The organism is Leifsonia sp. EB34, from assembly GCF_041260585.1.
Lineage (GTDB): Bacteria > Actinomycetota > Actinomycetes > Actinomycetales > Microbacteriaceae > Leifsonia.
Genome location: NZ_JBGCCV010000001.1, coordinates 972,792 through 995,806, shown reverse-complemented (window position 1 = coordinate 995,806; position 23,015 = coordinate 972,792). Strand labels below are relative to the sequence as shown.

General features: G+C 71.1%; 19 protein-coding genes. 18 read left to right on the top strand and 1 reads right to left on the bottom strand.

The window, feature by feature from the left end; genetic code table 11:
• Window positions 1-58 precede the first annotated feature (58 nt).
• The 6 genes from ABIA36_RS04685 to ABIA36_RS04660 are packed head-to-tail and all read left to right on the top strand — an operon-like array spanning window position 59 to window position 6,982.
• On the top strand, window positions 59-1,561 hold the full coding sequence (locus ABIA36_RS04685; RefSeq protein ID WP_369961107.1) for an MFS transporter: 1,503 nt from the start codon (window positions 59-61) through the stop codon (window positions 1,559-1,561).
• Window positions 1,562-1,580: 19 nt separating this feature from the next.
• Window positions 1,581-3,194: a GMC oxidoreductase gene (locus ABIA36_RS04680; RefSeq protein ID WP_369961106.1), complete on the top strand. Its 1,614-nt coding sequence runs from the start codon at window positions 1,581-1,583 to the stop codon at window positions 3,192-3,194.
• A 31-nt stretch (window positions 3,195-3,225) separates the two neighbouring features.
• Entirely contained in the window at window positions 3,226-3,642 is a 417-nt protein-coding gene (locus tag ABIA36_RS04675) for a DUF6379 domain-containing protein (RefSeq protein ID WP_369961105.1), read from the top strand.
• Window positions 3,639-4,574 carry a sugar phosphate isomerase/epimerase family protein gene (locus ABIA36_RS04670; RefSeq protein WP_369961104.1) on the top strand — a complete coding sequence of 312 codons (936 nt, stop codon included), beginning with the start codon at window positions 3,639-3,641 and terminating at the stop codon, window positions 4,572-4,574. Before ABIA36_RS04675 ends, ABIA36_RS04670 begins: the two co-directional genes overlap by 4 nt.
• A 2-nt stretch (window positions 4,575-4,576) precedes the next feature.
• Complete coding sequence (locus tag ABIA36_RS04665; RefSeq protein WP_369961103.1) at window positions 4,577-6,058, top strand: DUF6379 domain-containing protein; 1,482 nt, start codon at window positions 4,577-4,579, stop codon at window positions 6,056-6,058.
• A 9-nt stretch (window positions 6,059-6,067) separates the two neighbouring features.
• Window positions 6,068-6,982, top strand: coding sequence for an alpha/beta hydrolase (locus ABIA36_RS04660; RefSeq protein WP_369961102.1), 915 nt, complete (start codon window positions 6,068-6,070; stop codon window positions 6,980-6,982).
• Between the two features lie 15 nt (window positions 6,983-6,997).
• Here ABIA36_RS04660 and ABIA36_RS04655 read toward each other — a convergent pair whose 3' ends face one another.
• Complete coding sequence (locus tag ABIA36_RS04655) at window positions 6,998-7,933, bottom strand: LysR family transcriptional regulator (RefSeq protein WP_369961101.1); 936 nt, start codon at window positions 7,931-7,933, stop codon at window positions 6,998-7,000.
• A 231-nt stretch (window positions 7,934-8,164) separates the two neighbouring features.
• Between ABIA36_RS04655 and ABIA36_RS04650 the strand changes: the two genes are divergently transcribed.
• From ABIA36_RS04650 to ABIA36_RS04595, 12 genes are all read left to right on the top strand, one after another.
• Window positions 8,165-9,457 carry an ABC transporter substrate-binding protein gene (locus tag ABIA36_RS04650; RefSeq protein ID WP_369961100.1) on the top strand — a complete coding sequence of 431 codons (1,293 nt, stop codon included), beginning with the start codon at window positions 8,165-8,167 and terminating at the stop codon, window positions 9,455-9,457.
• Window positions 9,458-9,556: 99 nt separating this feature from the next.
• The gene (locus ABIA36_RS04645; RefSeq protein WP_369961099.1) at window positions 9,557-10,513 is read left to right on the top strand and encodes a carbohydrate ABC transporter permease; all 957 of its coding nucleotides are present in this window, start codon (window positions 9,557-9,559) and stop codon (window positions 10,511-10,513) included.
• A gap of 3 nt (window positions 10,514-10,516) precedes the next feature.
• Window positions 10,517-11,359 carry a carbohydrate ABC transporter permease gene (locus ABIA36_RS04640; RefSeq protein ID WP_369961098.1) on the top strand — a complete coding sequence of 281 codons (843 nt, stop codon included), beginning with the start codon at window positions 10,517-10,519 and terminating at the stop codon, window positions 11,357-11,359.
• Window positions 11,360-11,363: 4 nt separating this feature from the next.
• Window positions 11,364-12,875: a family 43 glycosylhydrolase gene (locus ABIA36_RS04635; RefSeq protein WP_369961097.1), complete on the top strand. Its 1,512-nt coding sequence runs from the start codon at window positions 11,364-11,366 to the stop codon at window positions 12,873-12,875.
• Window positions 12,872-15,037: a glycoside hydrolase family 3 N-terminal domain-containing protein gene (locus tag ABIA36_RS04630; RefSeq protein WP_369961096.1), complete on the top strand. Its 2,166-nt coding sequence runs from the start codon at window positions 12,872-12,874 to the stop codon at window positions 15,035-15,037. The genes ABIA36_RS04635 and ABIA36_RS04630 overlap by 4 nt, the downstream gene beginning before the upstream one ends.
• Entirely contained in the window at window positions 15,034-17,649 is a 2,616-nt protein-coding gene (locus tag ABIA36_RS04625; RefSeq protein WP_369961095.1) for a hypothetical protein, read from the top strand. The genes ABIA36_RS04630 and ABIA36_RS04625 overlap by 4 nt, the downstream gene beginning before the upstream one ends.
• The gene (locus tag ABIA36_RS04620; protein WP_369961094.1) at window positions 17,646-18,017 is read left to right on the top strand and encodes a nuclear transport factor 2 family protein; all 372 of its coding nucleotides are present in this window, start codon (window positions 17,646-17,648) and stop codon (window positions 18,015-18,017) included. The genes ABIA36_RS04625 and ABIA36_RS04620 overlap by 4 nt, the downstream gene beginning before the upstream one ends.
• An 11-nt stretch (window positions 18,018-18,028) precedes the next feature.
• Window positions 18,029-18,823 (top strand): TIM barrel protein, encoded by a 795-nt coding sequence (locus ABIA36_RS04615; RefSeq protein WP_369961093.1) that lies wholly within the window; start codon window positions 18,029-18,031, stop codon window positions 18,821-18,823.
• Window positions 18,820-20,373 carry a GMC oxidoreductase gene (locus ABIA36_RS04610; RefSeq protein WP_369961092.1) on the top strand — a complete coding sequence of 518 codons (1,554 nt, stop codon included), beginning with the start codon at window positions 18,820-18,822 and terminating at the stop codon, window positions 20,371-20,373. Before ABIA36_RS04615 ends, ABIA36_RS04610 begins: the two co-directional genes overlap by 4 nt.
• Before the next feature lie 79 nt (window positions 20,374-20,452).
• The gene (locus tag ABIA36_RS04605; RefSeq protein WP_369961091.1) at window positions 20,453-20,851 is read left to right on the top strand and encodes a DUF6379 domain-containing protein; all 399 of its coding nucleotides are present in this window, start codon (window positions 20,453-20,455) and stop codon (window positions 20,849-20,851) included.
• Window positions 20,848-21,966: a sugar phosphate isomerase/epimerase family protein gene (locus ABIA36_RS04600; RefSeq protein WP_369961090.1), complete on the top strand. Its 1,119-nt coding sequence runs from the start codon at window positions 20,848-20,850 to the stop codon at window positions 21,964-21,966. Before ABIA36_RS04605 ends, ABIA36_RS04600 begins: the two co-directional genes overlap by 4 nt.
• Window positions 21,963-23,006: a sugar phosphate isomerase/epimerase family protein gene (locus ABIA36_RS04595; protein WP_369961089.1), complete on the top strand. Its 1,044-nt coding sequence runs from the start codon at window positions 21,963-21,965 to the stop codon at window positions 23,004-23,006. Before ABIA36_RS04600 ends, ABIA36_RS04595 begins: the two co-directional genes overlap by 4 nt.
• Window positions 23,007-23,015: the final 9 nt, after the last annotated feature.

Here is a 23,015-nt window from a genome sequence, read left to right as displayed (position 1 = left end):
AGCTGCGGGCGAGGGCACAAACCGTCGCGTCGATCACCCGATCGTTCGGGTCTCGCGTATGCCGCTCTCGCCACTGAGGTTCCGCCTCCTCGTCACCTCCCTCCTCGCCGTGTCCTTCCTCGGGGCGCTCGACAACACCGTCGTGAGCACCGCGATCGCGACGGTCGCCGGTCAGCTCGGGGCGCTCGAGCACATGAGCTGGATCGTCGTCGGCTACACGCTCGCCAGCACGGTCCTGCTGCCGATCCTCGGCAAGCTCGGCGACCGGATCGGGCCGCGCGCGGTCTTCCTCGGCTCGGTGACCGTGTTCGTCCTCGCGTCGGTGGCGTGCGGCTTCGCGAACGGCATCGTCTGGCTGATCGTCGCCCGCGTCGTCCAGGGGATGAGCTCGGCCGGCCTCCAGCTCATGTCGCAGACGATCATCGCGGAGACCACGACCCCGCGACAGCGGCCGAAATTCATGGCGATCATCGGGGCCGCCTTCCCGATCGCGATCCTCATCGGACCGGTGCTCGGCGGCATCATCACCGACACCTGGGGCTGGCCGTGGGTGTTCTGGATCAACGCCCCGGTCGGCATCACCGCGCTCGCCCTCGCGATCGTCGCCATCCCGCACCTCGAGCCTGTGCGGCGGGGAGGCTTCGACATCGCCGGGTCGATCGCGCTCACCGTCGGGCTGGTGGCGCTCGTGCTCGCCGTCACCTGGGTGGGCGATCCGGCGCAGGCGACGTCGGCGTTCATCGCCTTCGTCGTCGCTGCCGTCGCGCTCGCCGTGTTCTTCGTCGTCGAGCTCCGGGCCGCCGAACCGCTCGTGGACCTCTCCCACTTCGCCGACCGCACGGTCGCCGCGGGCACCGTCATCTCGGCCATCGTCGGCATCGGGCTGTTCTCGATCACCTCCTACCTGCCCACCTACTTCCAGATGGCGTACCGGACGAGCGCGACGGTCTCCGGGCTGGTGCCGATCGCGACGGTGTTCGGGATGCTGGTGAGCAACCTCGCATCCGGCTGGATGGTCAGCCGCACCGGCCACTACCGGGTGTACCCGCTGGCCGGCACGGCGCTCGGCGCGGCCGGCCTCGGCGCGATGGCGCTGCTGCCGGCCGGTGCGCCGCTCTGGGCGCCCACCCTCGCGATGGCGGTCGTCGGCCTCGGGACGGGCTCCTTCATGAGCCTCATCGTCGCGGTCGTGCAGAGCGCGGTGCCGCGCGCGGAGACCGGCTCGATCACGGCGAGCGTGAACCTCGTGCGCCAGGTCGGCGCGACGGTCGCGACGGCGTTGATCGGCGGCCTCATCGGCGCCGGCGTGGCCGCGATGCTGCCGGCCGGGCTCGACGCCGCGACCCTGACACCCGCCATCGCCCACGCGCACAGCCCCGGCCTCCAGCAGGGGATCGCCCGGGTCTACCACAGCGTCTTCGTCCCGATCTTCGTGGCGCTCGCCGCGACCTACCTCCTCGGAGTGGTCGCGTCGATCCTGCTGCCGAACCGCCGACTGTCCGACGACCCCGGCGCGCTGCGCGGCGCCGCGACCGAGTCCATCCCCGCCGGAACCACCTGAGAGACCGCAGGAGAGCACCATGACCCCCTCCCCGACGAACACCGTCCCCACCATCGCCGTCGTCGGCAGCGGCCCGATCGGCTCCGCGTACGCGCGGCTGCTGCTCGAAACCGTCCCGGACGCCCGCGTCGTCATGTTCGAGGCCGGCCCGCAGCTCACCGCGGTCGCGGGCGAGAACGTGCGCAACATCCCGGACCCGCTGGAGAAGGAGCGCGCCCGCGAGCTGTCGCAGGGGCCCCAGGCCGGAGCTTTCCGCGCGTCGCTCGGCATCCCGTCGTCCGTGGTCGTGGAGGGCATGTTCACCGCGCGCGGCGGGACGCACCTGCTCGACTTCGGCGGCGAGGGCTCGGCGCACACGCCGAGCTTCCCGGCCGCGGCGGCCTCCACCAACGTCGGCGGCATGGGCGCGCACTGGACGTGCGCGACGCCGAGCCCGTCGTTCAGCGAGCGCATCCCGTTCATCCCCGACGCGGAGTGGGAGGAGCTGATCGCGGAGGCCGCCCGGCTGCTGCACGTGCAGACCGCCGCCTTCGCCGACTCGGAGATCGGCGCGGCGATCCGCTCGCTGCTGGCGGAGGAGTTCGGCGACGAGCTGCCGGAGGGCTACGGCCCGAGCACGCTCCCGGTCTCGGGCGACCCGCAGCCGGACGGGACGATGCGCTGGGCCGGAGCCGACGTCGTGCTCGGCCCGCTGCTCGACCCGGAGAGCGGCCTGGCCGACCGGTTCGAGCTGCGCGACCTCTCGCTCGTCCGTCGCGTCGACCATGAGGGCGGCCGCGTCACCGGCGTCACCGTGGAAGACCTGCGCAGCCACGAGGTCTACACGGTGGAGGCCGACCTCGTCGTCGTGGCGGCCGACGCCTTCCGCTCGCCGCAACTGCTCTGGGCGTCCGGCATCCGCCCGCGCGCGCTCGGGCACTACCTGACCGAGCACCCGGTCGTGATCTCGACCGTCGCCCTCGACCCCGCCGGCATGGCCCGGTATGCGACGGAGGAGGACCTCGACCGCGAGCTCGCCCGCCGCGCGCTCAACCCGGCCGACCCGGTCGCCGCCGTGAACCGCATCCCGTTCTCCGAACCCGGCCACCCGTTCTCGCTGCAGGTGATGTACGCGGAGAACCCGCCGTTCCAGCTCGACCCCGAGCACCCGGCCGCGGGCAACCGCTGGGGCTACGTGAACATGGGCTACGGGATGCGCAAGCAGCCGCGGTTCGAGGACGCCGTGACCTTCGACGACGCCGAGCCCGACTACCGCGGTTTCCCGAACCTGACGATCGACTACGCCCTCACCGACGGCGAGCAGGCCGAGATCGCGGATGCGACCGAACGCCTGCGCCGCGCCGGGAACGCGCTGGGCACGTTCATCGCGGAGCCGCGCCTGCTGCCGAACGGGTCCAGCCTCCACTACCAGGGCACCATGCGGATGGGCGCGGAGGACGACGGCACCTCGGTGGCCGACCCGTACTCCCGGGTGTGGGGCTACCAGAACCTCGTCGTCGGCGGCAACGCGCTGATCCCCACCGCCACGACCATGAATCCCACCCTGATGAGCGTCGCCATCGCCGTCCGCGGCGCACGGGAGGCCGCAGCGCGGCTCACCGCGGAGGCGTCCGCGGAGGCGGCGCGGAACTGACCGGACCCAGCACCACCGAAACGAGGATCGAATGCTCGAAGAACAGTTGATACAGACCTCCGGCTTCCGCAACGTCGGGCCGGAGGGTGCGCGCACCGGATTCCAGCTCCGCGTCCGCAGCCCCTACTACCGCGGGCTCTGGGCGAACCTCATCGAGAAGCCGACGGTGACCGTCGACGGCGAGCGGTTCGGCGGCGACGACATCCGCTGGACGCTGCCGACCGGCCACGACAGTGTGGCGGAGTTCTCGTTCGCCGAGCTGCAGGAGTCGCCCGACGCCCGCTGGCCGCTCGGCCACGCCGCGGTGCTGACCGTCCCGCGCGCGGGCGGGCTCGCCCGTGGCATCCACGACGTCGCCCTCGAACTCCGGCTGCGGATGTCGTACATCCCGGAGGAACTGCAGCCCTCGATCTGGACCGCGTCGCGGAAGGCGGTGATCGTGCTGTGACCACCGACGATCTGCCCTTCGGCCTCGGCGTCTCGCTGTACTCGTACACCGACGACATCGGCGTGACCATGACCGTCGAGGAGTGCATCGAGGACGTCGCCGACCTCGGCGCGACCGGCCTCGAGATCCTCGGCGAGGGCCACGTCGAGGACTACCCGAACCCGTCCACCGCCTGGATCGACGCCTGGTTCGCCCGCAACGAGCGGCTCGGGCTCACGCCGACGCTGTACGGCTCGTGGCTCGACACCCGGCGCTTCCCGGGCCGCGGCATGACGGTCCAGGAAGGCGCGGCGCAGCTCGAACTCGACCTCCGCCTCGCCTCCACCCTCGGCTTCTCGTTCGTGCGCCCGAAGATCGGCGTCATCTCCGAGGACCTGCGGGTCGACCCGATCTGGCAGGAGGCCGTGGAGCGCAACCTCCAACTCGCCGCCGACCTCGACATCGTGATCTGCCCGGAGATCCACTGGCCGACCATCATCAAATCGCCCGTCGTGGAGGAGTACATCGCCTTCAAGGAGCGCACCGGCTCGGAGCACTTCGGCCTCCTCATCGACACCGGCGTGTTCGAGCTGTCGCCGTACCCGCGCCGGGGCGGGAGCGCGTCCTTCCGGATGGGCGACGGCACGGCCCGGCCGCCGGTGGTGCCGTTCGTTCCGGTCTCCGACCTGGCCGATGTGATGGAGCACACGGTGTACTTCCAGGCCAAGTTCTACGAGGTGGACGACGACCTGGTCGACCACTACATCCCCTGGCGGGAGATCCTCGACGTGGTCGTGGACTCCGGCTACAGCGGCTGGCTGTCCAGCGAGTACGAGGGCCACCACGAGCCCTATCGCGCGCCCGACCAGCTCCGCCGCCAGCACGCCCTCCTCCGTACCATCGCCGCCGAACGCGCGGCCGCCGCCGACCCGGCGCTCGCAGACAGGAACTGACCATGCCCAACGGACTCATCGACGACGCGAGCCTGCGCATCCACCCCGAAGGCCTCGCGCTCGCCCTCACCATCCCCTGGTACCGCAGCCTGTGGCTCTCGTCGGTCAGCACGCTCCGGCTGACGCTCGACGGTGCGGAGGTGCCGGAGGAGGACCTGACGTTCGAGCTGGACGGCGTGCGCTACGCGATCGCCGACCTGCCGCAGCAGAGCGACGTGCTCTGGTACCTGCAGTCGCACCCGCTGCTGATCGTGCGGCGCGAGGCGGCCGTCGCCCTCGGCGAGACGCACGAGGTCGAGCTGCACGGCGAGCTGCGCCTGCCGTACATGCAGATCGCGCCGGGCCAGGACGGCGGCCCGGGCGTCTACGTGCCCAACGTCGTCCACCAGCGGCTGACGCTCACCGCGACCGACCACGACGCCGAGCCGCCCGCACTCGTCACCGACGTGCCGCGCGCGCCGGAGGCCACCGACGCCGACCCCTTCCAGCTCGGGCTCACGCTGTACTCCGCGAGCGCCGAGTTCCGCGCCGGCTGGTTCGACTTCGACGGGCTGCTCGACCGGGTGGCGGAGCTGGGGATCGGCCCCGGCATCGAGATCGTGGCCTCCCAGGTGCTGCCGACCTACCCGGCGGTCTCGGACGCGTTCGTCGCGACCTGGCGGGAGGCCTTCGACCGCCATGGCTTCGACGCCAGCTCGTTCGGGGCGAACCTCGACATGGGCCGGCGCCGCGACCGCGACATGACGCCGGACGAGGAGTTCGAGTTCAGCGACCTGCTGTTCCGCGGCGCCAAGAAGCTCGGCTTCCCGCTCGTGCGCATCCAGTCGGCGAAGCCGGACCTGCTGCGCCGCCTGCTGCCGGTCGCGGAAGAGCTCGACCTGAAGTTGGCGTACGAGATCCACGCGCCGATGGGACCGAACTCCCCGGAGATCGTGAGGGTGCGCGACGTCTACGCCGAGCTGGACTCGCCGCTGCTCGGCTTCGTCGCCGACTTCTCCTCCACCATGCACGCCATGTCGCCCACGCTGCTGCGCGCCGTGCGGCGGGCCGGGCTCGGCGACGAGGAAGTGCGGCGCCTCCAGGAGATCTGGGCGACCGACGCCTCCATGCGCGACCGCCAGCAGGAGTTCATCGGCTACCTGAACAGCCGCAGCTTCGACCCGGGACGGCTGGGCTCGTTCGCCCACCTCGCCTTCAACATGCACGGCCACGTCGACCCGCACGAGTGGTCGGACATCATGCCGCAGATCCTGCACGTGCACGCCAAGTTCTACGACATCGACGAACACGGCCAGGAGCCGGCGATCGACTACCCGGAGCTGGTGAAGGTGTTCGTGGAGGGCGGCTACCGCGGCTACTGGTCGAGCGAGTGGGAGGGCCACGCGTTCGCCGAGCTGGGGGAGGTCGACCCGCTGCTGCTCGTCCGCAAACAGCACGACCTCATCCGGTCGAGCATGCGGGCGCTGGCGCCGGCGGCCGGGTAAGGGGTGCGCGTGACGGACACCGAGCCCGACCTCCGCACCCTGCCGCTGCCGGAGGCGCTCGCCTGGCTGCGCGCGCACGGCGAGCCCGCCGACCCGCGAACCGACATCGACACCGCGTCGCTGAAGCGGCGGTTCCCGCGCCTCGCCCACGTGCGGACGCGCGACCTCGTCGTGACGGCGCCGAGCGGCCCGCAGCCGGCCCGCCTCTACCGCGACGACACCGTGCCGCACGCCGGCGCTGCGCTGGTGTGGGTGCACGGTGGCGCCTTCATCGGCGGGTACCTCGACATGCCGGAGTCCAACTGGGTGGCGCTGGAGCTCGCAGCCCGGGGCATCCCGGTGCTCGCGGTCGACTACGTGAAGTGCCTCGGCGACGTGCACTTCCCGGCGCCCTCGGACGACGTGCTCGCCGCGTGGCGGTACGCCCGGGCGAACAGTGCGGAGCTGCTGGGCGTCGAGTCGGGGACCCTGCTGCTCGGCGGCGCGAGCGCGGGAGGCAACCTCGCGGCCGGGGCGGTCGCGCGGCTGCGCGACTCGGGCGCGGCGCTGCCCGCCGGGCTCGTGCTGGTCTATCCGGCGCTCGACCCGGACGGCAGCCATCCCGGCGCCGTGCCCGATCCGACTTCGCCGGCCGCGCAGCTCTCGCTCAACTTCGCGGGTTCGGAGGCGCGGCTGCACGATCCGCACGCGTTCCCCGGCCTCGGCTCGGTCGGCGGCTTCCCGCCGACGCTCGTGGTCGTGTGCGAACAGGACGGGCTCCGGCCGTCCGGTGAGGCGTTCGCCGCGCGGCTGGCGAACGCGGGGCGCGACGCGACGCTCCACGTCGAGCCGGACGCCGACCACGCCCACATCAACGAGCCGTCGCATCCGGGAGCGGCGCGCACCCTCGACGCCATCGCGGGCTGGATCGCCAACCGCTGGTGACCGTGCCCCTCCGCCTCAGCTGTTGTCGCCCGCCCCCACGATGCGCCCGGCCTCCTCGAACAGCGACCGCATCCAGGTGTGCTCCGGGTCGTGGCTGTGCACCGGATGCCACCACAGTGCGTTCACGATCGGGGTCGGCTCGAACGGGAGGCCGACGGTGCGGACGGCGGCCGCGCGCTTCGCGAGGGGGACGAGGGCCGAGTGGATGATGCCGACCCGGCGGGTGCCCGCGATGAAGTGCGGGATGGCGAGGAAGCTCTCGACCACGACCTCCACATTCGGCTCCACCCCGAGTTGCTGCACCTGTCGCTCCGCCGACGTGAAGGCCGACCGGGACTGGTAGTTCATCACCCAGGGGAGCTTCGACATCTCCTCGCGGGACAGGGCGTCGCCGACCTCGTCGTTGCCTTCGGCCACGATCGCGACCCAGTCGTCCTGCCAGAGGTCCACGAACGGCAGCTCGGTGAGGAAGCCGTGCGGGATGACCATGCCGTCCACCGAACGCAGCCGGTTCGTGGCGTCCTCGACCACCGTCGGGTTGTGCAGCATGAACCGGAAGTGCACGCCGGGCGCCTGCGCGGCGGCGAGCTCGGAGACGACCCGGCCGATGGTGGTGAAGCCGTAGTCGGAGCCGTAGATGGAGAACTGGCGAACCGACTCGGACGGGTCCCAGGTCGCCTGGCTCTCGAAGACGCGGCGGGCGGCGTCCAGGGCGATCGTGGTGTGGTCGGCGAGCCGCAGGGCCAGCGGGGTGAGTTCGTACGTGTTGCCGCGACGGGCGAGGATGGGGTCGTTGAAGTGGATCCGCAGCCGGGCGAGCGAGGCGCTGAGGGCGGGCTGGCTGAGCCGCAGCCGCTCGGCGGCACGGGTCACGCTCCGCTCGGTCAGGAGGGCGTCCAGCGCGATCAGCAGGTTGAGGTCGAGGCGCGACATCAACGGGTAATCGGTCACGACGATGTGATCCTTTCCTACGCGGATCCGGGCGATCTCACTATAACCACGCGGACTTCGGGCGGGACCGCGTCGCCCGTCTCGATCGCGTATCGACCGAGCTTATGTCTGGGATAAGCAGAACTACCGTTGTTTATCTGCTATAGCGCTGCGAGACTCGAAAACGCCCCCGAGGCCGACGACACAGCCGAAAGCCTCACCCGACAACGAAGTCTCAGAAGAGGTCAACCCATGACGCAATCACGAGGGAGCCGACGAGTTCGGCTCGCCTGGCTCGCCGTCCCCGTCGCCACCGGACTCCTGCTCGCCGGGTGCTCCAGCACGGGGGCGTCGTCCGGCAAGGAGCCGCAGACCATCACCTTCGCCTACGGCGCGACCAACGACCAGGACAAGGCGGCCTACGACGGCATCGCCAAGTCGTTCGAGAGCCAGAACAAGGGCGTGACGGTCACCACCCAGAACCTCCCGACCGAGAGCTACGCGGCGACGATGGGCACCCGAGTGCAGGGCGGCAACGCGCCCGACACGTTCTACGCCGAGGGCGGCACCGGTCAGGCCGACTCGGTGATCCCGTTCGCCAAGTCCGGTCTCGTGCTCCCGCTCACCGACCCCGGGATCACCTCGAAGATCCCGGACTCGGCCAAGAGCCTGTGGACGTACAACGGCAAGACGTACGGCGTCCCGCTCGGCACGCAGCTCAACGGCGTGATCTACAACGACGAGCTGGCCAAGTCGGTCGGCGTGAACATCGACGCGAACACCAGCCTCGACGACATCATCGCCCAGTGCGGCAAGGCCAGGGCGGCCGGCAAGACCATCTACGGCCTGGCCGGATCGACCTTCGCCAACAACGGCATCCTCGCGGTCGCCCTGGCCACCTCCACCGTCTACGGCCCGAACAAGAACTGGAACGCCGACCGCGCCAAGAACAAGGTGACCTTCGCCGGCACCAAGGGCTGGACCACCGCGCTCGAGTCCATCAAGAAGATGTACGACGCGGGCTGCTTCCAGGACGGCGCGACCAGCGCCGGCTTCGACGCCCTGACCAACGGCGCCTCCTCCGGCAAGATCCTCGGCTTCTTCGCCCCGAGCGCCGCGGCCCAGCAGATCATGCAGGCCGCCGGCGGTCACGTGAAGCTCGTCGCCCTCCCGGTCGGCGCGCCGAAGGGCACCAAGACGTACCTGTCGCTCAGCTCGGACCAGGGCGTCACGGCCAGCGCCAAGACGAAGAGCCCGACCCTCGCGTCGGACTTCCTGAAGTACATCGTCTCGGACAAGGGCCAGGAGGCCTACTCGAAGTCGGTCGGCACCATCCCGGTGAACGTGAGCGCGTCCTCCACCCTGCTGCCGCAGTACGCGGGCATCAAGGACGAGATGGCGAAGAACGACACCCGCGGATACGCTCCGACCGAATGGCCGAACGCCAAGATCTACACCGACCTCGGCAACGGGGTGCAGGGCATCCTGACCGGTCAGATGACCGTCAAGCAGGTGCTCCAGCAGCTGGACACCGACTGGGGTTGATCCACCTGGCGCGGGCGGCCGGTCCCTGAGCACGGGGCCGGCCGCCCGAACCCGGTTGAAAGGAACGAATCGATGACGACGCAGTCAGAGGTGCGGAGAATGACCAAGACGCAGACGAAGGCGCAGAGCCCGAGCCGGAGCGAGAGCCCGGCCCAGGTGCAGGCCCCCCGCCGTGTCCCTGGCGGGAAGTCGTACCGCGTACGGCTCGGGAGCTGGTGGTGGGCGCTCCCCGCCCTGGTGCTGATGCTGGTCGTGATCTACGCGACGACCATCGCGGGAGGCTTCTTCGCCTTCACGAACTGGTCGGGCCTCGGCCCGTTCGACTTCGTCGGCGTGGCGAACTTCGTCAAGATCTTCCAGACCCCCGAGCTGATCGGGTCGCTCTGGAACACGCTGTTCCTGGCGTTCGGCTTCCTGGTCCTCACCAACGTCTTCGGCCTGCTCTTCGCCCTCGCCCTCAACCGCTCGCTGAAGTCCCGCTACGTGCTTCGGACGCTGATCTTCATGCCGGTGGTGGTCAGCCCGATTGCGGTCTCGTACATCTGGAAGTTCATCTTCGACTACAACGGCCCGCTGAACCAGGCGATGACCGCGGTCGGCCTCCCCAAGCAGAACTGGCTCGCCGACCCGGCGCTCGCCATCTGGTGCGTGCTGATCGTGCTGGTCTGGCAGAACATCGGCTTCGTCATGGTGATCTACCTGGCCGGCCTCGCCACCGTCCCCATCGAGATGGAGGAGGCGGCGGCCCTCGACGGCGCCGGCCCGTTCAAGCGGTTCCGGTACGTCGTCCTCCCTCAGATCCAGCCGTCGGTCGCGATCGCGACGACGCTGACGCTCATCCAGGGCCTGCGGGTCTTCGACCAGGTGGTCGCCCTCACCGGCGGCGGACCGGCCGGCGCGACCCAGACTCTGGCGCTGGAGGTCTACCAGACGGCGTTCACGTACCAGCAGTTCGGCTTCGGTGCGGCGCTCGCCCTCGTGCTGAGCCTCCTGATCCTCATCTTCTCCGTCGCGCAGCAGTACCTGACGCGCGATCGCTCCCTCAAGGAGGCGTGACCCGTGTTCCGGTACACCAAGAAGACCCTCACGATCGAGATCATCACCCTGGTCGCCGCGGCGATCATGCTGCTGCCGTTCTGGATCCTGCTCGTTGGCTCGCTGAAGACGCTGCCCGACATCCTCAGCTCGGCCGCCGTCGCGCCGCCGACCAGCCCGACGTTCGACAACTTCATCAAGCTGCTGTCGCCCGACTCGAGCTCGTCGGGGAACATCTGGGCGGGCCTGCTGTCGAGCGTCATCATCACGACGGGCAGCATCATCCTGCTGGTCGGGCTCGGCTCGGTCGCCGCCTACGGGATCGCGCGATCGACGAGCCGGTGGAGCCGTCGCGCGTTCTACCTGTTCCTCGTTGCGATCATCCTGCCCACGCAGCTCGGCACGCTGCCGCTCTACATCGGCGCGCGGACGGTCGGACTGGTCGGCAACCCGTGGGGCATGATCCTCATCTACACCGGGATGCTGCTGCCGCTGTCGGTCTTCCTCTACGCGAACTTCTTCCGCAACCTGACGCCGGAGTACGAGGAGGCCGCGATCATCGACGGCGCGAACCGGTACCAGGTGTTCCGCAAGGTCGTCTTCCCGCTGATGTCCCCGGCGACCGGCACCGTGGCGATCCTCGCCGGGCTCATCGTCTGGAACGACTTCTTCACCTCGCTGATCTTCCTGAACGGCACGCCCTGGCAGACCCTCCCCGTGGTCATGTACAGCTATGTCGGCTCGCTGGTCTCGCAGTGGAACCTGATCTTCGCGATCGTCATCGTGTCGATGATCCCGATCCTCGCCTTCTACGCCTTCGCACAGAAGAAGTTCATCCAGGGCTACGCCGGCGGGCTCAAGGGCTGACACGATGACCGACGCTCCACGGTCCGCCGCCGACCTCGGGGACGGGACCTTCCGCAACCCCGTGCTGCCCGGCGACCGGCCCGATCCCGCGGTCCTCCGCGTCGGCGACCAGTACTACCTGACGTACTCGTCATTCGACGCGTCGCCCGGGCTGACGATCTGGCGCTCGCCGGACCTCGTCAACTGGACGTTCGTGACCTGTGCGCTGGAGCAGCCCCTGACGACCGTGCTCGCACCCGACTTCATCGAGCACGACGGCCGGTTCTCCCTCTACATCCCGTTCATCCCGAGCGCCTGGTCTGACGCGATCGCCGAGCCCCAGATCTGGGTGACCCACGCCGACAGCCCGGAGGGACCGTGGAGCGAGCCGGTCTTCACCGGTGTCTCCGGCGGGATCGACCCCGGGCACGCGGTGGGGGAGGACGGCGAGCGCTACCTCTTCGTCAACGGCATCCGCCGCTGCCGGCTGAGCCCGGACGGCCTGCGCGCCGTGACCCCGCTGGAGCAGGTCTACGACGGCTGGCGGTACCCGGACGAGTGGATCACCGAAGCGTACGCCCTGGAGGGCCCGAAGCTGTTCCGCCGCGGTGACTGGTTCTACCTGGTCAGCGCGGTCGGCGGCACGGGAGGCCCCGCCACCGGCCACATGGTGATCGTCGCGCGGTCGCGCTCCATCCACGGTCCGTGGGAGGACGCCCCGGGCAACCCGATCGCGCGCACCTGGTCGGCCGCGGAGGCGTGGTGGTCGCGCGGGCACGCGACGATCCTCGACGCCCCGGACGGGTCGTGGTGGATGGTGTCGCACGGCTACGCGAACGGCTACCGCACGCTCGGGCGGCAGGCGCTGCTGGAGCCGATCACGTGGACGGAGGACGGCTGGCCCGTGGCCGGCGCCCCCGATCTCGGCGCGCCGCTGGCGAAGCCGGCCGCGGCCTCCCGTCCTGTCGCGGTCCCGGCGCCGTCCGACGACTTCGACGCCCCCGCCTGGGGCGAGCGCTGGGTCTTCGACAACCCGGCCCCCGACGAGCAGGACCGCGCGCGCTTCGCCGACGGCCTCGTGCTCCGCGGGAAAGGCTCGTCGCCCTCCGACAGCTCGCCGCTGACCACCTGGGCGATGGACGAGGCCTACGAGGTCGAGGTGGCGGTCGAGGTGCGTGGCGGGGCGACGGGAGGGCTGCTCCTCTACTTCAACGACCGCCTGTTCTACGGGATGGGCTGGGACGGCGCCGCGCTGCCGAGCTACGCCGGCGGCATCCGCACGCACTGGCGCGAGCCCGTGTCGCCCGGCGAGGTCGTCGAGCTCCGCCTTCGCAACGACCGTCACATCGTGACCGGCTGGCACCGTCGTCCCGGCGAGCAGTGGACGCGGCACGGCGTCCGCTACGACACCTCCGGTGCGCACTCGGCCACGGTCAACGACCTCAAGAGCCTCCGCCCCGCGCTGTTCGCCGCGGGCGACGGGGAGGCCGTCTTCCACCGTTTCCGGTATCGGACGATCGACGGGGAGGCGCGATGACGGTCGATATCGAGTCCCTGATCGCGCGGATGACCTGGGAGCAGAAGCTCCTGCAGCTCCAGATCGTCTGGCGGCCCGACGCTGCCGAACGGGAGGCGCTGCTCCGGCGCGGCATCGGCTCGACGTTCTGGCCGCCGAGCGCTGAGGAGACGAACGCCGCCCAGCGGATCGCGGTGGAGGAGACCGGGCTGGGCATCCCGCTGCTGGTCGGCCTCGACGTCATCCATGGGCAGTTCACGATCTTCCCGACGCCGCTGGCGCAGGCCGCGAGCTTCGACCCGGCGGTCGCCGAGCTCGACGCCCGCGTCTCGGCGACCGAGGCACGCTCGGCCGGAGTGAACTGGACGTTCTCGCCGATGGCCGACGTGACCCGCGACCCGCGCTGGGGGCGCGTGGTCGAGGGCTTCGGCGAAGACCCGTACCTCTCGTCCGTCTTCACCGTCGCGAAAGTGGCCGGCTACCAGGGCCGGGACCTGGCGGCGGGCGACGCGCTCGCCGCCTGCCTCAAGCACTTCGTGGCGTACGGCGCGGCGGAGGCCGGACGGGACTACAACACCACCGACATGTCTGGCCGCCGCCTCCGCGAGACGTATCTCGAGACGTTCCGGGCGGGCGTGGAGGGCGGCGCCGCGACCGTGATGGCGGCCTTCAACGCGCTCAACGGCATCCCGATGCACGCCAACCGGGAGTTGCTGACCGGCATCCTGAAGGACGAGTGGGGCTTCGAGGGCGTGGTCGTGGGCGACGCCGACGGTGTGGCCCAGCTCGTGAACCACGGCACCGTCGCCGACGAGCGCGGCGCGGTGATCGCCGCGATCGAGGCGGGCGTCGACATCGTCATGGGCGGCTCCCTGCTGGTGGACGCCGACGGCGCAGCGCTCGTCGCGCCCGGCGAGCTGTCGGTCGCGCGGGTGGACGACGCGGTGCGCCGGGTGCTCCGTCTCAAGCAGCGGCTCGGGCTGTTCGAGCACCCGTACACTGCGGCCGCGGCGCCCTCGGATGCGTCCGAGCGCTACCGCTCGCTCGCCCGTCAGGCCGCGGAGCGCTGCACCGTCCTGCTGACGAACGGCGGCGCGCTCCCGCTGCCGGCGTCGGGCCGCGTCCTGCTCGCCGGCCCCCACGCGCGCAGCCTCGACCACCTCGGCGCGTGGGTGCAGCACTTCGCCTCGCCCGTGCGGGAGACCCTGGCCGACGCGCTCGCGGCGGAGCTGCCGGGTATCGACTGGGACGCCGTCGACGGCTGCGGGTTCTTCGACGCGACCGAGGACGCGCTCGCGGAGGCCGTGAAGCACGCCGCCGACGCCGACCTGGTCGTCGTCGCCGTGGGCGAGCCGAGCCGCCTCTCCGGCGAGGCGAGCTCGCGCTCCGACATCGCGCTCCCGGAGGCGCAGCGCCGGCTGATCTATGCGCTGGCGGACGCCGGGGCGCGCGTGGTCGTGGTGCTCGCGACCGGCCGTCCGCTGGTCGTCGAGGACTGGGTCGAGCGCGTCGACGCGCTCCTCTGCGTCTGGCACCTCGGCTCGGAGGCGCCTGCGGCGATCGCCGCGACCCTCTCGGGCCGGGTGAACCCCGGCGGGCGCGTGCCGATGACCTTCCCGCGCGCCGTCGGCCAGGTGCCCATCCACTACGACCACGAACGGACCGCCCGGCCGCCGCGGACCGGCGGTGCGCTGCTCGCCGGCGGCCCGATGGCCGAGCTCACCGGACCGAACAACACCGACGACTACTACACGTCCAAGTTCCTCGACCTCCCGCTCGGCCCCCGCTTCGACTTCGGGCACGGCCTCAGCTACACGACCTTCGAGCTCGACGGATTCGCGCTGTCCCGCGCCGTCGTGAGCGCCGACGAGCTGGAGGCCGGGATCGAGGCGAACATCACCGTGCGGAACACGGGCGAGAAGGCCGGCGACGACGTGGTGATGCTGTTCGTCACCGACGAGGTCGCCTCCGTCAGCCAGCCCGTCCGTCGCCTGCGCGGCTTCAGCCGCGTGACGCTGCAGCCGGGGGAGTCCACCCGAGTCGGCTTCCGGATCGACGGCGACGACCTCCGCTTCTGGGCCGACGGCGAGCACCGCGTCCTGGAGCCCGGCGACTTCGCCGTCACCGTCGGCGACGGCACGACCGAGCAGCGGCTGACCCTGCGATTGGAGCACACCGCATGACCCTCGACCGCCTCCGCGACGCCGTCGCCGGCGCCGTCCCCAACGCGATCATGCCGCTGTTCTGGCAGAAGGGCGCACCCGTCGAGGTCGTCCGCGAGGAGATGGAGCGGATCGGCGACGCCGGGATCGGCGCCGTCATCCTGGAGGCGCGCCCGCATCCGGAATTCCTCGGCGACGGCTGGTGGCGCGACGTGGACGCCGTCCTCGAGATCGCACGCCGCCGCGGCATGAAGGTGTGGTTCTTCGACGACGACACCTTCCCGACCGGGCACGCCGGGGGTGCGGTGGAGTCCGCGCCGGCGGAGCTGCGCCGGCGCTTCCTCAGCGAGCGGCACACCGACGCGGTCGGCCCGGCGCGCGGCGCCTCCTTCATCGTGGAGCGGCGCAAGTTCTGGGGACCGGAGGCCGCACAGGAGCCCGGCGAGCTGATCCGCGTGCTGGCCTACCCCCGCGCCGAGGACTCGGACGAACTGATCGGCGACGCTGTCGACCTGACCGACCGGATCGCGGACGGCGTGCTGCACTGGGACATCCCGGACGGCTGGTGGCGCGTCTTCTTCCTGTCGGTCGGCGAGGGCGGCAGCGAGCCGCACGCACACCACATCGACTACCTCGACGGCGCCTCGACGCAGTTGCTCGTGGACACGGTGTACGAGGCCATCCACGCGCGCTACTCCGCCGAGTTCGGCGAGACGATCGCCGGATTCTTCAGCGACGAGCCGGGCCTCTACAACGACCCGGACACCTTCGACTTCGGCTCGGCGCTCGGCAAGGCGGTCCCGCTGCCCTGGAACGAGCTGCTCGCCGAGCGGCTCTCCGGGCGTCTCGGCGCCGACGCCGCCACGCTCCTCCCGCTGCTCTGGTGGCCCGCCCAGGGCCGCGAACGGGAGGTCCGCTACGCGTACATGGACACCGTCTCCCGGCTGTACTCGGAGAACTTCAGCCGGCGCCTCGGCGACTGGTGCCACGACCACGGTGTGGAGTACATCGGCCACGTGATCGAGGACAACGGCGCGCACGCACGCCTCGGGCCGGGCGCCGGGCACTACTTCCGCGCGATGGCCGGGCAGGACATGGCGGGCGTCGACATCATCGGCGGCCAGGTCGTCCCCGGCTTCTCCCGCGGGCCGTTCGGCAACCTGTCCGGCGCGGCAGCGGGGGAGTTCTTCCACTTCGGCCTGGCCAAGCTCGCGTCGTCGGCCGCGCACCTCGACCCGCTCAAGCAGGGCAGGTCGCTGTGCGAGACGATCGGCGCCTACGGCTGGTACGCCGGCCTCCGGCTGTTCACCTGGCTCACCAACCACCTCCTGGTGCGCGGGGTCACGCACGTCGTGCCGCACGCGTTCTCGCCGGCGCCGTTCCCCGACCTGGACTGCCCGCCGCACTTCTACGCGCGGGGCCAGAACCCGCAGTACCCGTACCAGCACCTGCTCAGCGCCTACACGAACCGGCTCAGCCACCTGCTGCAGGGCGGCACGCACGTCGCGCCGTTCGCGGTGCTGTACCACGCCGACGCGGAGTGGCTCGGCGACGCGATGCCCTCCGAGCACCCGCTCCGCCTGCTGATGGAGGCCCAGCTCGACGCCGACATCGTGCCCGCCGACGCGCTCCCCGGCGCCGGCGTGGACGGCTCGAAGCTGGCGCTGGGCGCGGAGACGTACGACGCGCTGATCGTCCCTGGCAGCTCGTTCGTGCCGGAGCACGTCGCGCGCGAGCTGCTGCGGCTGGACGACGCCGGGGTCCCTGTGGTGTTCGTCGGGTCGGTGCCGGAGGTGTCCGGCGGCGGCGATCCCGGCGCGCTGCGGATCCGGTTCCGGCACGTGTCGCAGAAGCGTCTCGTGGACGCGGCGGCCGGGATGACCGACCGCGCCGTGCGGCTCGAGCGGTCCGCGCCCTCGCTGCGCGTGCTGCGCCGCGACCTCGGGGACGCCGACGCGATCATGCTCGTCAACGAGTCCGTGCGGGACACCGTGCGCACGGGAGCCACCCTCCCGCGTGCCGGCGAGGTCGTCGCGTTCGACGCCTTCACCGGGAGACTGATGGCGGTGCCGAGCACGACCGGCCGCGGCGCCACGTGGGTGGACCTCGACCTCGCGCCCGGCGCCGCGACCGTGCTGCTGGTGGGGTCGCCGGCCGCGTGGCAGGGCCTCCCGGTCGAGCCGGCCGGCGAGCGGGGCGCGACGGTGGAGGTCGCGCCCGCCTGGTCGGTCGCGCTCGCGCCCGCCGGTGGGCCCGGGTTCGCCGACTGGCGGACCCTCGGCGACCTGCGGCCGCTGAGCGACCCCGACCTGCTCCCGCGGTTCAGCGGCACGGCCCGCTACACCGCGACGTTCGACGCGGCCGCCGCCGACGGCCCGCACACGCTCGACCTCGGCGCGGTCTTCGAACTGGCGACCGTGCGGCTCAACGGCGTCGACCTCGGCAGTCGGATCGCACCGCCGTACGTCTTCGAGGTGCCGGAGGGCGTGCTCGCCGCGACCAACACCCTGGAGGTGGAGGTGACCGACACGCTGGCCAAAGCCCAGCCCGACTTCTTCTCCGCCTTCGCGCAGCAGGACCCGAGCGGACTGCTCGGGCCGGTCACGCTCGCCTCCCGGAAGGAGCCGGCATGACCGACCGCCGCGTCGCCTTCGAGCACTTCTGCGACATCTTCTACACGCGCAAGCGCGTCGCCGAGGCCTTCGCCTTCCTGGTCGCCGACGACTACCGACAGCACAACCCGAACATCCCGGACGGCCCCGCGGCCGCGGTCGCGGCGCTGACCCCGAAGTTCGACGGCAGCCCGGAGGCGCGCTTCGAGGTCCAGCGGATCCTCGTCGACGGCGACCTCGCGATGGTGCACGTCAAGGCTTCCCGACCCGGCGCTGCGGACGCCGCGGTCGCGGATATCTACCGATTCGAGGGCGACCGGATCGTCGAGCACTGGGACGTGCTGCAGCAGGTCCCCGTGCATGCCGCCCACGACCACCCGATGTTCTGAACAGGAGAACCATGTACCAGCTCGCACCCAACATCGAACTGCTCTTCACCGAGGCCGGCGACTACCACGACCGTGTGCGCGCGGCCGCGGCGGCGGGCTTCACCGCGGTGGAGATGTGGGGCCCGACCGGCGTCGACGCGCCGGCGACGCCGAAGGACCTCCCCGCGCTCAAGGCCGCGCTCGAGGAGACCGGCACGGCCCTCACCGCCCAGCTCGCCGAGCCGCGCACCCAGTTCATGATCCCGCCGTGGGACCACTCCGAGTTCTACCGCAAGCTGGACGAGGGCGTCGCGATCGCGCAGGACCTCGGCTGCCCGCGGATCGTCGTCGGCAGCGGCACGGGCTTCGGCGGCTGGAAGCGCCAGGTGCAGCTCGACAAGCTGATCGAGATCTACCAGAAGGCGATCGCGCAGATCGACGGGTCCGGCATCACGCTGGCACTGGAGCCGGTCAACGTCCGCGTCGACCACCCGGGCTCGCTGCTCGACCGCACGGCGGAGGCCGTCTACGTCGCGCGCGGCGTCGACTCCCCGTTCTTCGGCGTGCTCTACGACATCTACCACTCGGCCGTCGAGGGGGAGGACATGGCGGCGGAGCTGGCGAACGCGGGCGACCTGATCGCCTATGTGCAGCTCGCCGACGCCCCGGGTCGGGGCGAGCCGGGCACGGGCGACCTCGACTGGGCGGAGCGACTGGGCATCCTGCGGGCCTCCGGCTACGACGGCCCGATCGGCCTCGAGTACTACCCGACCCGGGAGTCGGCGGTCTCCGTCGCGCTCATCCGCGAACTGGCGGCGGCGGCATGAGCCGGTATCCCGAGGCGGTCGACGTCGCGATCGTCGGCAGCGGCCCGACCGGCGCGGCCTACGCGCGCATCCTCAGCGAGGAGGCGCCGGGCGCGACGATCGCGCTGTTCGAGGTCGGCCCGACGGTCTCCGACCCGCCGGGCGCGCACGTCAAGAACATCGAGGACGCCGCTGCGCGGGCCGACGCCCAGGAGCGCTCCGAAGGTCCGGGCGCCGGAGCCGACACCGTGAGCTCGCCCGGCGCGGTGACCGCCGGCCAGCGCCGCGCCCGGCCGGGGACCTACCTGCTGGACGAGGGGTTCCAGGAGCCCGGGGAGGACGGCATGCCCGTCGTCGCGTTCTCCAGCAACGTCGGCGGGATGGGCGCGCACTGGACGGGCGCCTGCCCGCGGCCGGGCGACAGCGAGCGGATCGCGTTCCTGCCCGACCTCGACGCTCTCCTGGACGAGGCCGACCGGCTGCTCGGCGTCACCACCGACGCCTTCGACGGCGCGCCCTTCACCGCCCTCGTGCGCGAGCGCCTCGCGGCGGCCGTGGACGACGGGAGGCCGGCCGCCCGGCGCGTGCAGCGGATGCCCCTCGCGGTCCACCGCCGCGGCGACGGCCGCCTGGTGTGGTCCGGGTCGGATGTGGTGTTCGGCGACGCGACCCGCGCCAACGAGCGCTTCACGCTGTACGACGACTCGCTCGTCACCCGGGTGCTGCTGGAGGACGGCCGCGCCGCGGGAGTCGAGGTCCGCGACCGGCGCACCGGCGACCTCCACACCATCCGGGCACGTTTCGTCGTGGTCGCGGCCGACGCGCTCCGCACGCCGCAGGTGCTGTGGGCCAGCGGCATCCGGCCTGCCGCACTCGGCCGGATGCTCAACGACCAGACGCAGATCGTCTACGCCACCCGCATCCGGGACGCCGCGACGGTGGCGGCTGCGGCGGCGGAGGGGACGACCCCCGGCGGCTTCGGAGCGGACGAGATGATCGATGGCTCGATCAGCGAGCAGAGCGGTGTGAGCTGGGTGCCGTACACCGAGGACGTGCCGTTCCACGGCCAGGTCATGCAGCTCGACGCCTCGCCGATTCCGCTCGCCGACGACGACCCGGTCGTGCCGGGCTCGATCGTCGGCCTCGGCCTGTTCTGCGCCAAGGACCTGCAGTGGGACGACCGGGTGGAGTTCCGCGATGACGAGCGCGACTGGTACGGGATGCCCGCGATGCGCATCCACTATCGGCTCACCGACCGCGACCGCGCGGCGATCGAACGCGCGCAGGACGAGATCGTGGCGCTCGCGAAGGCTGTCGGCGACCCGATCGGCGACCGGCCGTTCACCATGCCCCTCGGCGCCTCCCTGCACTACCAGGGCAGCGTGCGGATGGGGGAGACCGACGACGGCCGCAGCGTGTGCGGCCCGGACAGCGAGGTGTGGGACGCCCCCGGCGTCTTCGTCGCGGGCAACGGCGTCATCCCGACCGCCACCGCCTGCAACCCGACGCTGACCTCGGTCGCGCTCGCGGTCAAGGGCGCACGCCGGATCGCCCAGGAGCTCGCCCGCTGATTCCGGCGCAGCTCTTGCCTTACGCAGCAAATCGACATTAGTGTGTAGAAACACGGAATAAGTAGTCAAGGAGGACTTCGTGATCCCCGATCGCATCATCGAGCAGGGAACGCTCAGGACCACCGGCACGCGTGCCGCGGTCGACGTGCGCATCCCCTGGTACCGTGCGCTCCCGGCGTCCTGCATCGCAGGCGCCTCGCTGTCCATCGACGGCGTGCCCGCTCCGGCCGAGACCCTCCGCTGGGAGCTCAACGGCCGCGAGCGCACCTTCGACGAGATGAAGGACGACACCGAGTCCTGGTGGTTCCCGCTCGACTCCGCGGTGCTCTCCGGCGATCTGCCGGTCGCGGCCGACGGCCGCGAGCACGAGGTCTCGGTCGACCTCACCGTGTACATCCCGTACATCGTCATCGGCGACGACGAGGTGCTCCACATCGAGGAGCACGACACCAAGACCATGACGGCGGTGACGGCATGAACGACGCAGCCACGAACCTCGGATCGCCGATCCAAGGAGTGACCCTCTACAGCTTCACGCGCGCCTTCCACGGCCGCGAGTACGACCTCGAGGGCCTGATCCGCAAGGTCGCCGCCGAGGGCTACGGCCCGGGCCTGGAGATCATCGGCTTCTCCAGCTTCCGCGGCTTCCCCGCGATCGACGACGCCTTCGCCGGCCGCTTCCGCGAGCTGGTCGCCGAGCTCGGGCTGGTGACGACCTCCCTCGCGATCAACGCCGACATCGGCATCCACCGCGACCGGCTGCTGAACCAGGACGAGCTGATCGAGTACATGCGCCGCCAGATCGAGGCGGCCGCCAAGCTCGGCTTCCCGATCGCCCGCGTGCAGATCTCGATCACCCCCGACTCGATGGCCGCGCTGGCGCCGATCGCGGAGCAGTACGGAGTAACGCTCGCGCTCGAGGTGCACGCCGACCAGTACGCGTCGCACCCGCGCATCCTGGCCCTCCGCGACCGCTACGAGGAGGTCGGCTCGCCGTTCCTCGGCTTCACCGCCGACTGGGGCGCGACGACCGTCGGCTTCGCGCCGTCGCTGCTGGAGGCCTACCGCCGCCGCGGCGCCACGGACGAGCTGCTCGGCAAGGTCGTCGACCTGTGGAACGAGTTCTACGAGGCCGGCCCGCCCGCGGACCAGGCCGACCACGGCCAGCGCTTCGGCCGCTTCATCGCTCTGGCCGCCCAGAACGGCCGTCCGGACCTCGGCATCGACTTCGGAATCAACGGCACCGGACTGTTCGGCCCGGCGCGCGTGGACGACTGGCTGGAGATCATGCCCTGGATCAAGCACGTGCACGGCAAGTTCTTCGGCATCGACGAACACGGCGAAGAGCCGTCGGTGCCGGTGCGCGACCTCATCGCGCTGCTGGTGCGGAACGGCTACAACGGTGCGATCTCCAGCGAGTACGAGGGCTGGCACTGGAACTACTGGCAGTCGCCGTTCGAGATCATCCGCGACGAGCAGGCCGTGCAGCGCTCGGCCGCGCAGGACGCGGGCAGCCGGATGGTCACCGACGCAGCGGAGGCGCGCCGTCAGCTCGCCCAGTGGCTGCCGAGCACCGAGGGAGCGAAGGCATGAGCGACACGACCAACGACGGCATCGCGGGAACCGGTATCGAGCTGGGCACCACGCTCTACTCGATGACCAGCGAGTTCGCCGCCGGCCTCTACACGCCGGAGACCCTGATCGCGGCGGTGGCCGAGAACGGGATCGGCCCCGGCGTGGAGTTCAACATCGCCCAGCTGCTGCGCACCTACCCCGATGTCGACGCCGAGTTCGTGAAGCTCTGGTTCGACTCCCTCGAGAAGTACGGCCTCGAACCGAGCGCGGTCGGCACCAACCTCGACATGGGCCGCCGCAAGGACCGCGACATTACGCCGGACGAGGAGCACGACTTCCTCGCCCGACAGTTGAAGACCGCGCACACCCTCGGCTTCAAGCGCGTCGTCATCCGCTCCGCCGGCCGCGAGCTGCTGCGCAGCCTCCTGCCGCTCGCCGAGAAGTACGACCAGCGGCTCGGCTACGAGATCCACGCGCCGCAGGGCCCGAACGACCCCAAGGTCGTCGGCATCCGCGAGCTGTACGACGAGCTCGGCAGCGACCGGCTCGGTTTCACCGCCGACTTCTCCTCGACCATGCACAGCCTGTCGCCGACCCTGCTGGCGCAGCTCGCGAAGATGGGGATGGACGAGAAGCACTTCGCGGTCATGGACGAGATCTGGCATGAGCCGACCCCGATGCACGTGCGCAACCAGAAGTTCGAGGACTACCTCACCGGCGAGGGCGTGGACCCGGTCGGCTTCGGCCCCTTCACCCGGTTGGCGTTCAATATGCACGGCCTGGTCCCGCCGGAGGAGTGGCTGGACATCATGCCGCAGATCTTCCATGTGCACGCCAAGTTCTACGACATCGACGCCGACGGGCAGGAGCCGGCGATGGACCTCCCGCGCATCGTGCGCCAGTTCGTCCAGGGCGGCTACCGGGGGTTCCTCTCCAGCGAGTGGGAGGGCCACGCCTTCCAGGACCTCGGCGAGGCCGACCCGATCGACCTCGTGAAGAAGCAGCACGCGCTCATGCGGCGCACGATCGAGGACGCCGTCGCCGGCGTCCCGGCCTGAGCGAGGGAG

What these genes read in the sequence shown, in the direction of transcription:
- ABIA36_RS04665 (WP_369961103.1), top strand. Translation starts at nt 4,577, where the DNA reads ATGCCCAACGGACTCATCGACGACGCGAGCCTGCGCATCCACCCCGAA.
- ABIA36_RS04635 (WP_369961097.1), top strand. Translation starts at nt 11,364, where the DNA reads ATGACCGACGCTCCACGGTCCGCCGCCGACCTCGGGGACGGGACCTTC.
- ABIA36_RS04680 (WP_369961106.1), top strand. Translation starts at nt 1,581, where the DNA reads ATGACCCCCTCCCCGACGAACACCGTCCCCACCATCGCCGTCGTCGGC.
- ABIA36_RS04610 (WP_369961092.1), top strand. Translation starts at nt 18,820, where the DNA reads ATGAGCCGGTATCCCGAGGCGGTCGACGTCGCGATCGTCGGCAGCGGC.
- ABIA36_RS04595 (WP_369961089.1), top strand. Translation starts at nt 21,963, where the DNA reads ATGAGCGACACGACCAACGACGGCATCGCGGGAACCGGTATCGAGCTG.
- ABIA36_RS04630 (WP_369961096.1), top strand. Translation starts at nt 12,872, where the DNA reads ATGACGGTCGATATCGAGTCCCTGATCGCGCGGATGACCTGGGAGCAG.
- ABIA36_RS04625 (WP_369961095.1), top strand. Translation starts at nt 15,034, where the DNA reads ATGACCCTCGACCGCCTCCGCGACGCCGTCGCCGGCGCCGTCCCCAAC.
- ABIA36_RS04615 (WP_369961093.1), top strand. Translation starts at nt 18,029, where the DNA reads ATGTACCAGCTCGCACCCAACATCGAACTGCTCTTCACCGAGGCCGGC.
- ABIA36_RS04600 (WP_369961090.1), top strand. Translation starts at nt 20,848, where the DNA reads ATGAACGACGCAGCCACGAACCTCGGATCGCCGATCCAAGGAGTGACC.
- ABIA36_RS04620 (WP_369961094.1), top strand. Translation starts at nt 17,646, where the DNA reads ATGACCGACCGCCGCGTCGCCTTCGAGCACTTCTGCGACATCTTCTAC.
- ABIA36_RS04650 (WP_369961100.1), top strand. Translation starts at nt 8,165, where the DNA reads ATGACGCAATCACGAGGGAGCCGACGAGTTCGGCTCGCCTGGCTCGCC.
- ABIA36_RS04675 (WP_369961105.1), top strand. Translation starts at nt 3,226, where the DNA reads ATGCTCGAAGAACAGTTGATACAGACCTCCGGCTTCCGCAACGTCGGG.
- ABIA36_RS04685 (WP_369961107.1), top strand. Translation starts at nt 59, where the DNA reads ATGCCGCTCTCGCCACTGAGGTTCCGCCTCCTCGTCACCTCCCTCCTC.
- ABIA36_RS04645 (WP_369961099.1), top strand. Translation starts at nt 9,557, where the DNA reads ATGACCAAGACGCAGACGAAGGCGCAGAGCCCGAGCCGGAGCGAGAGC.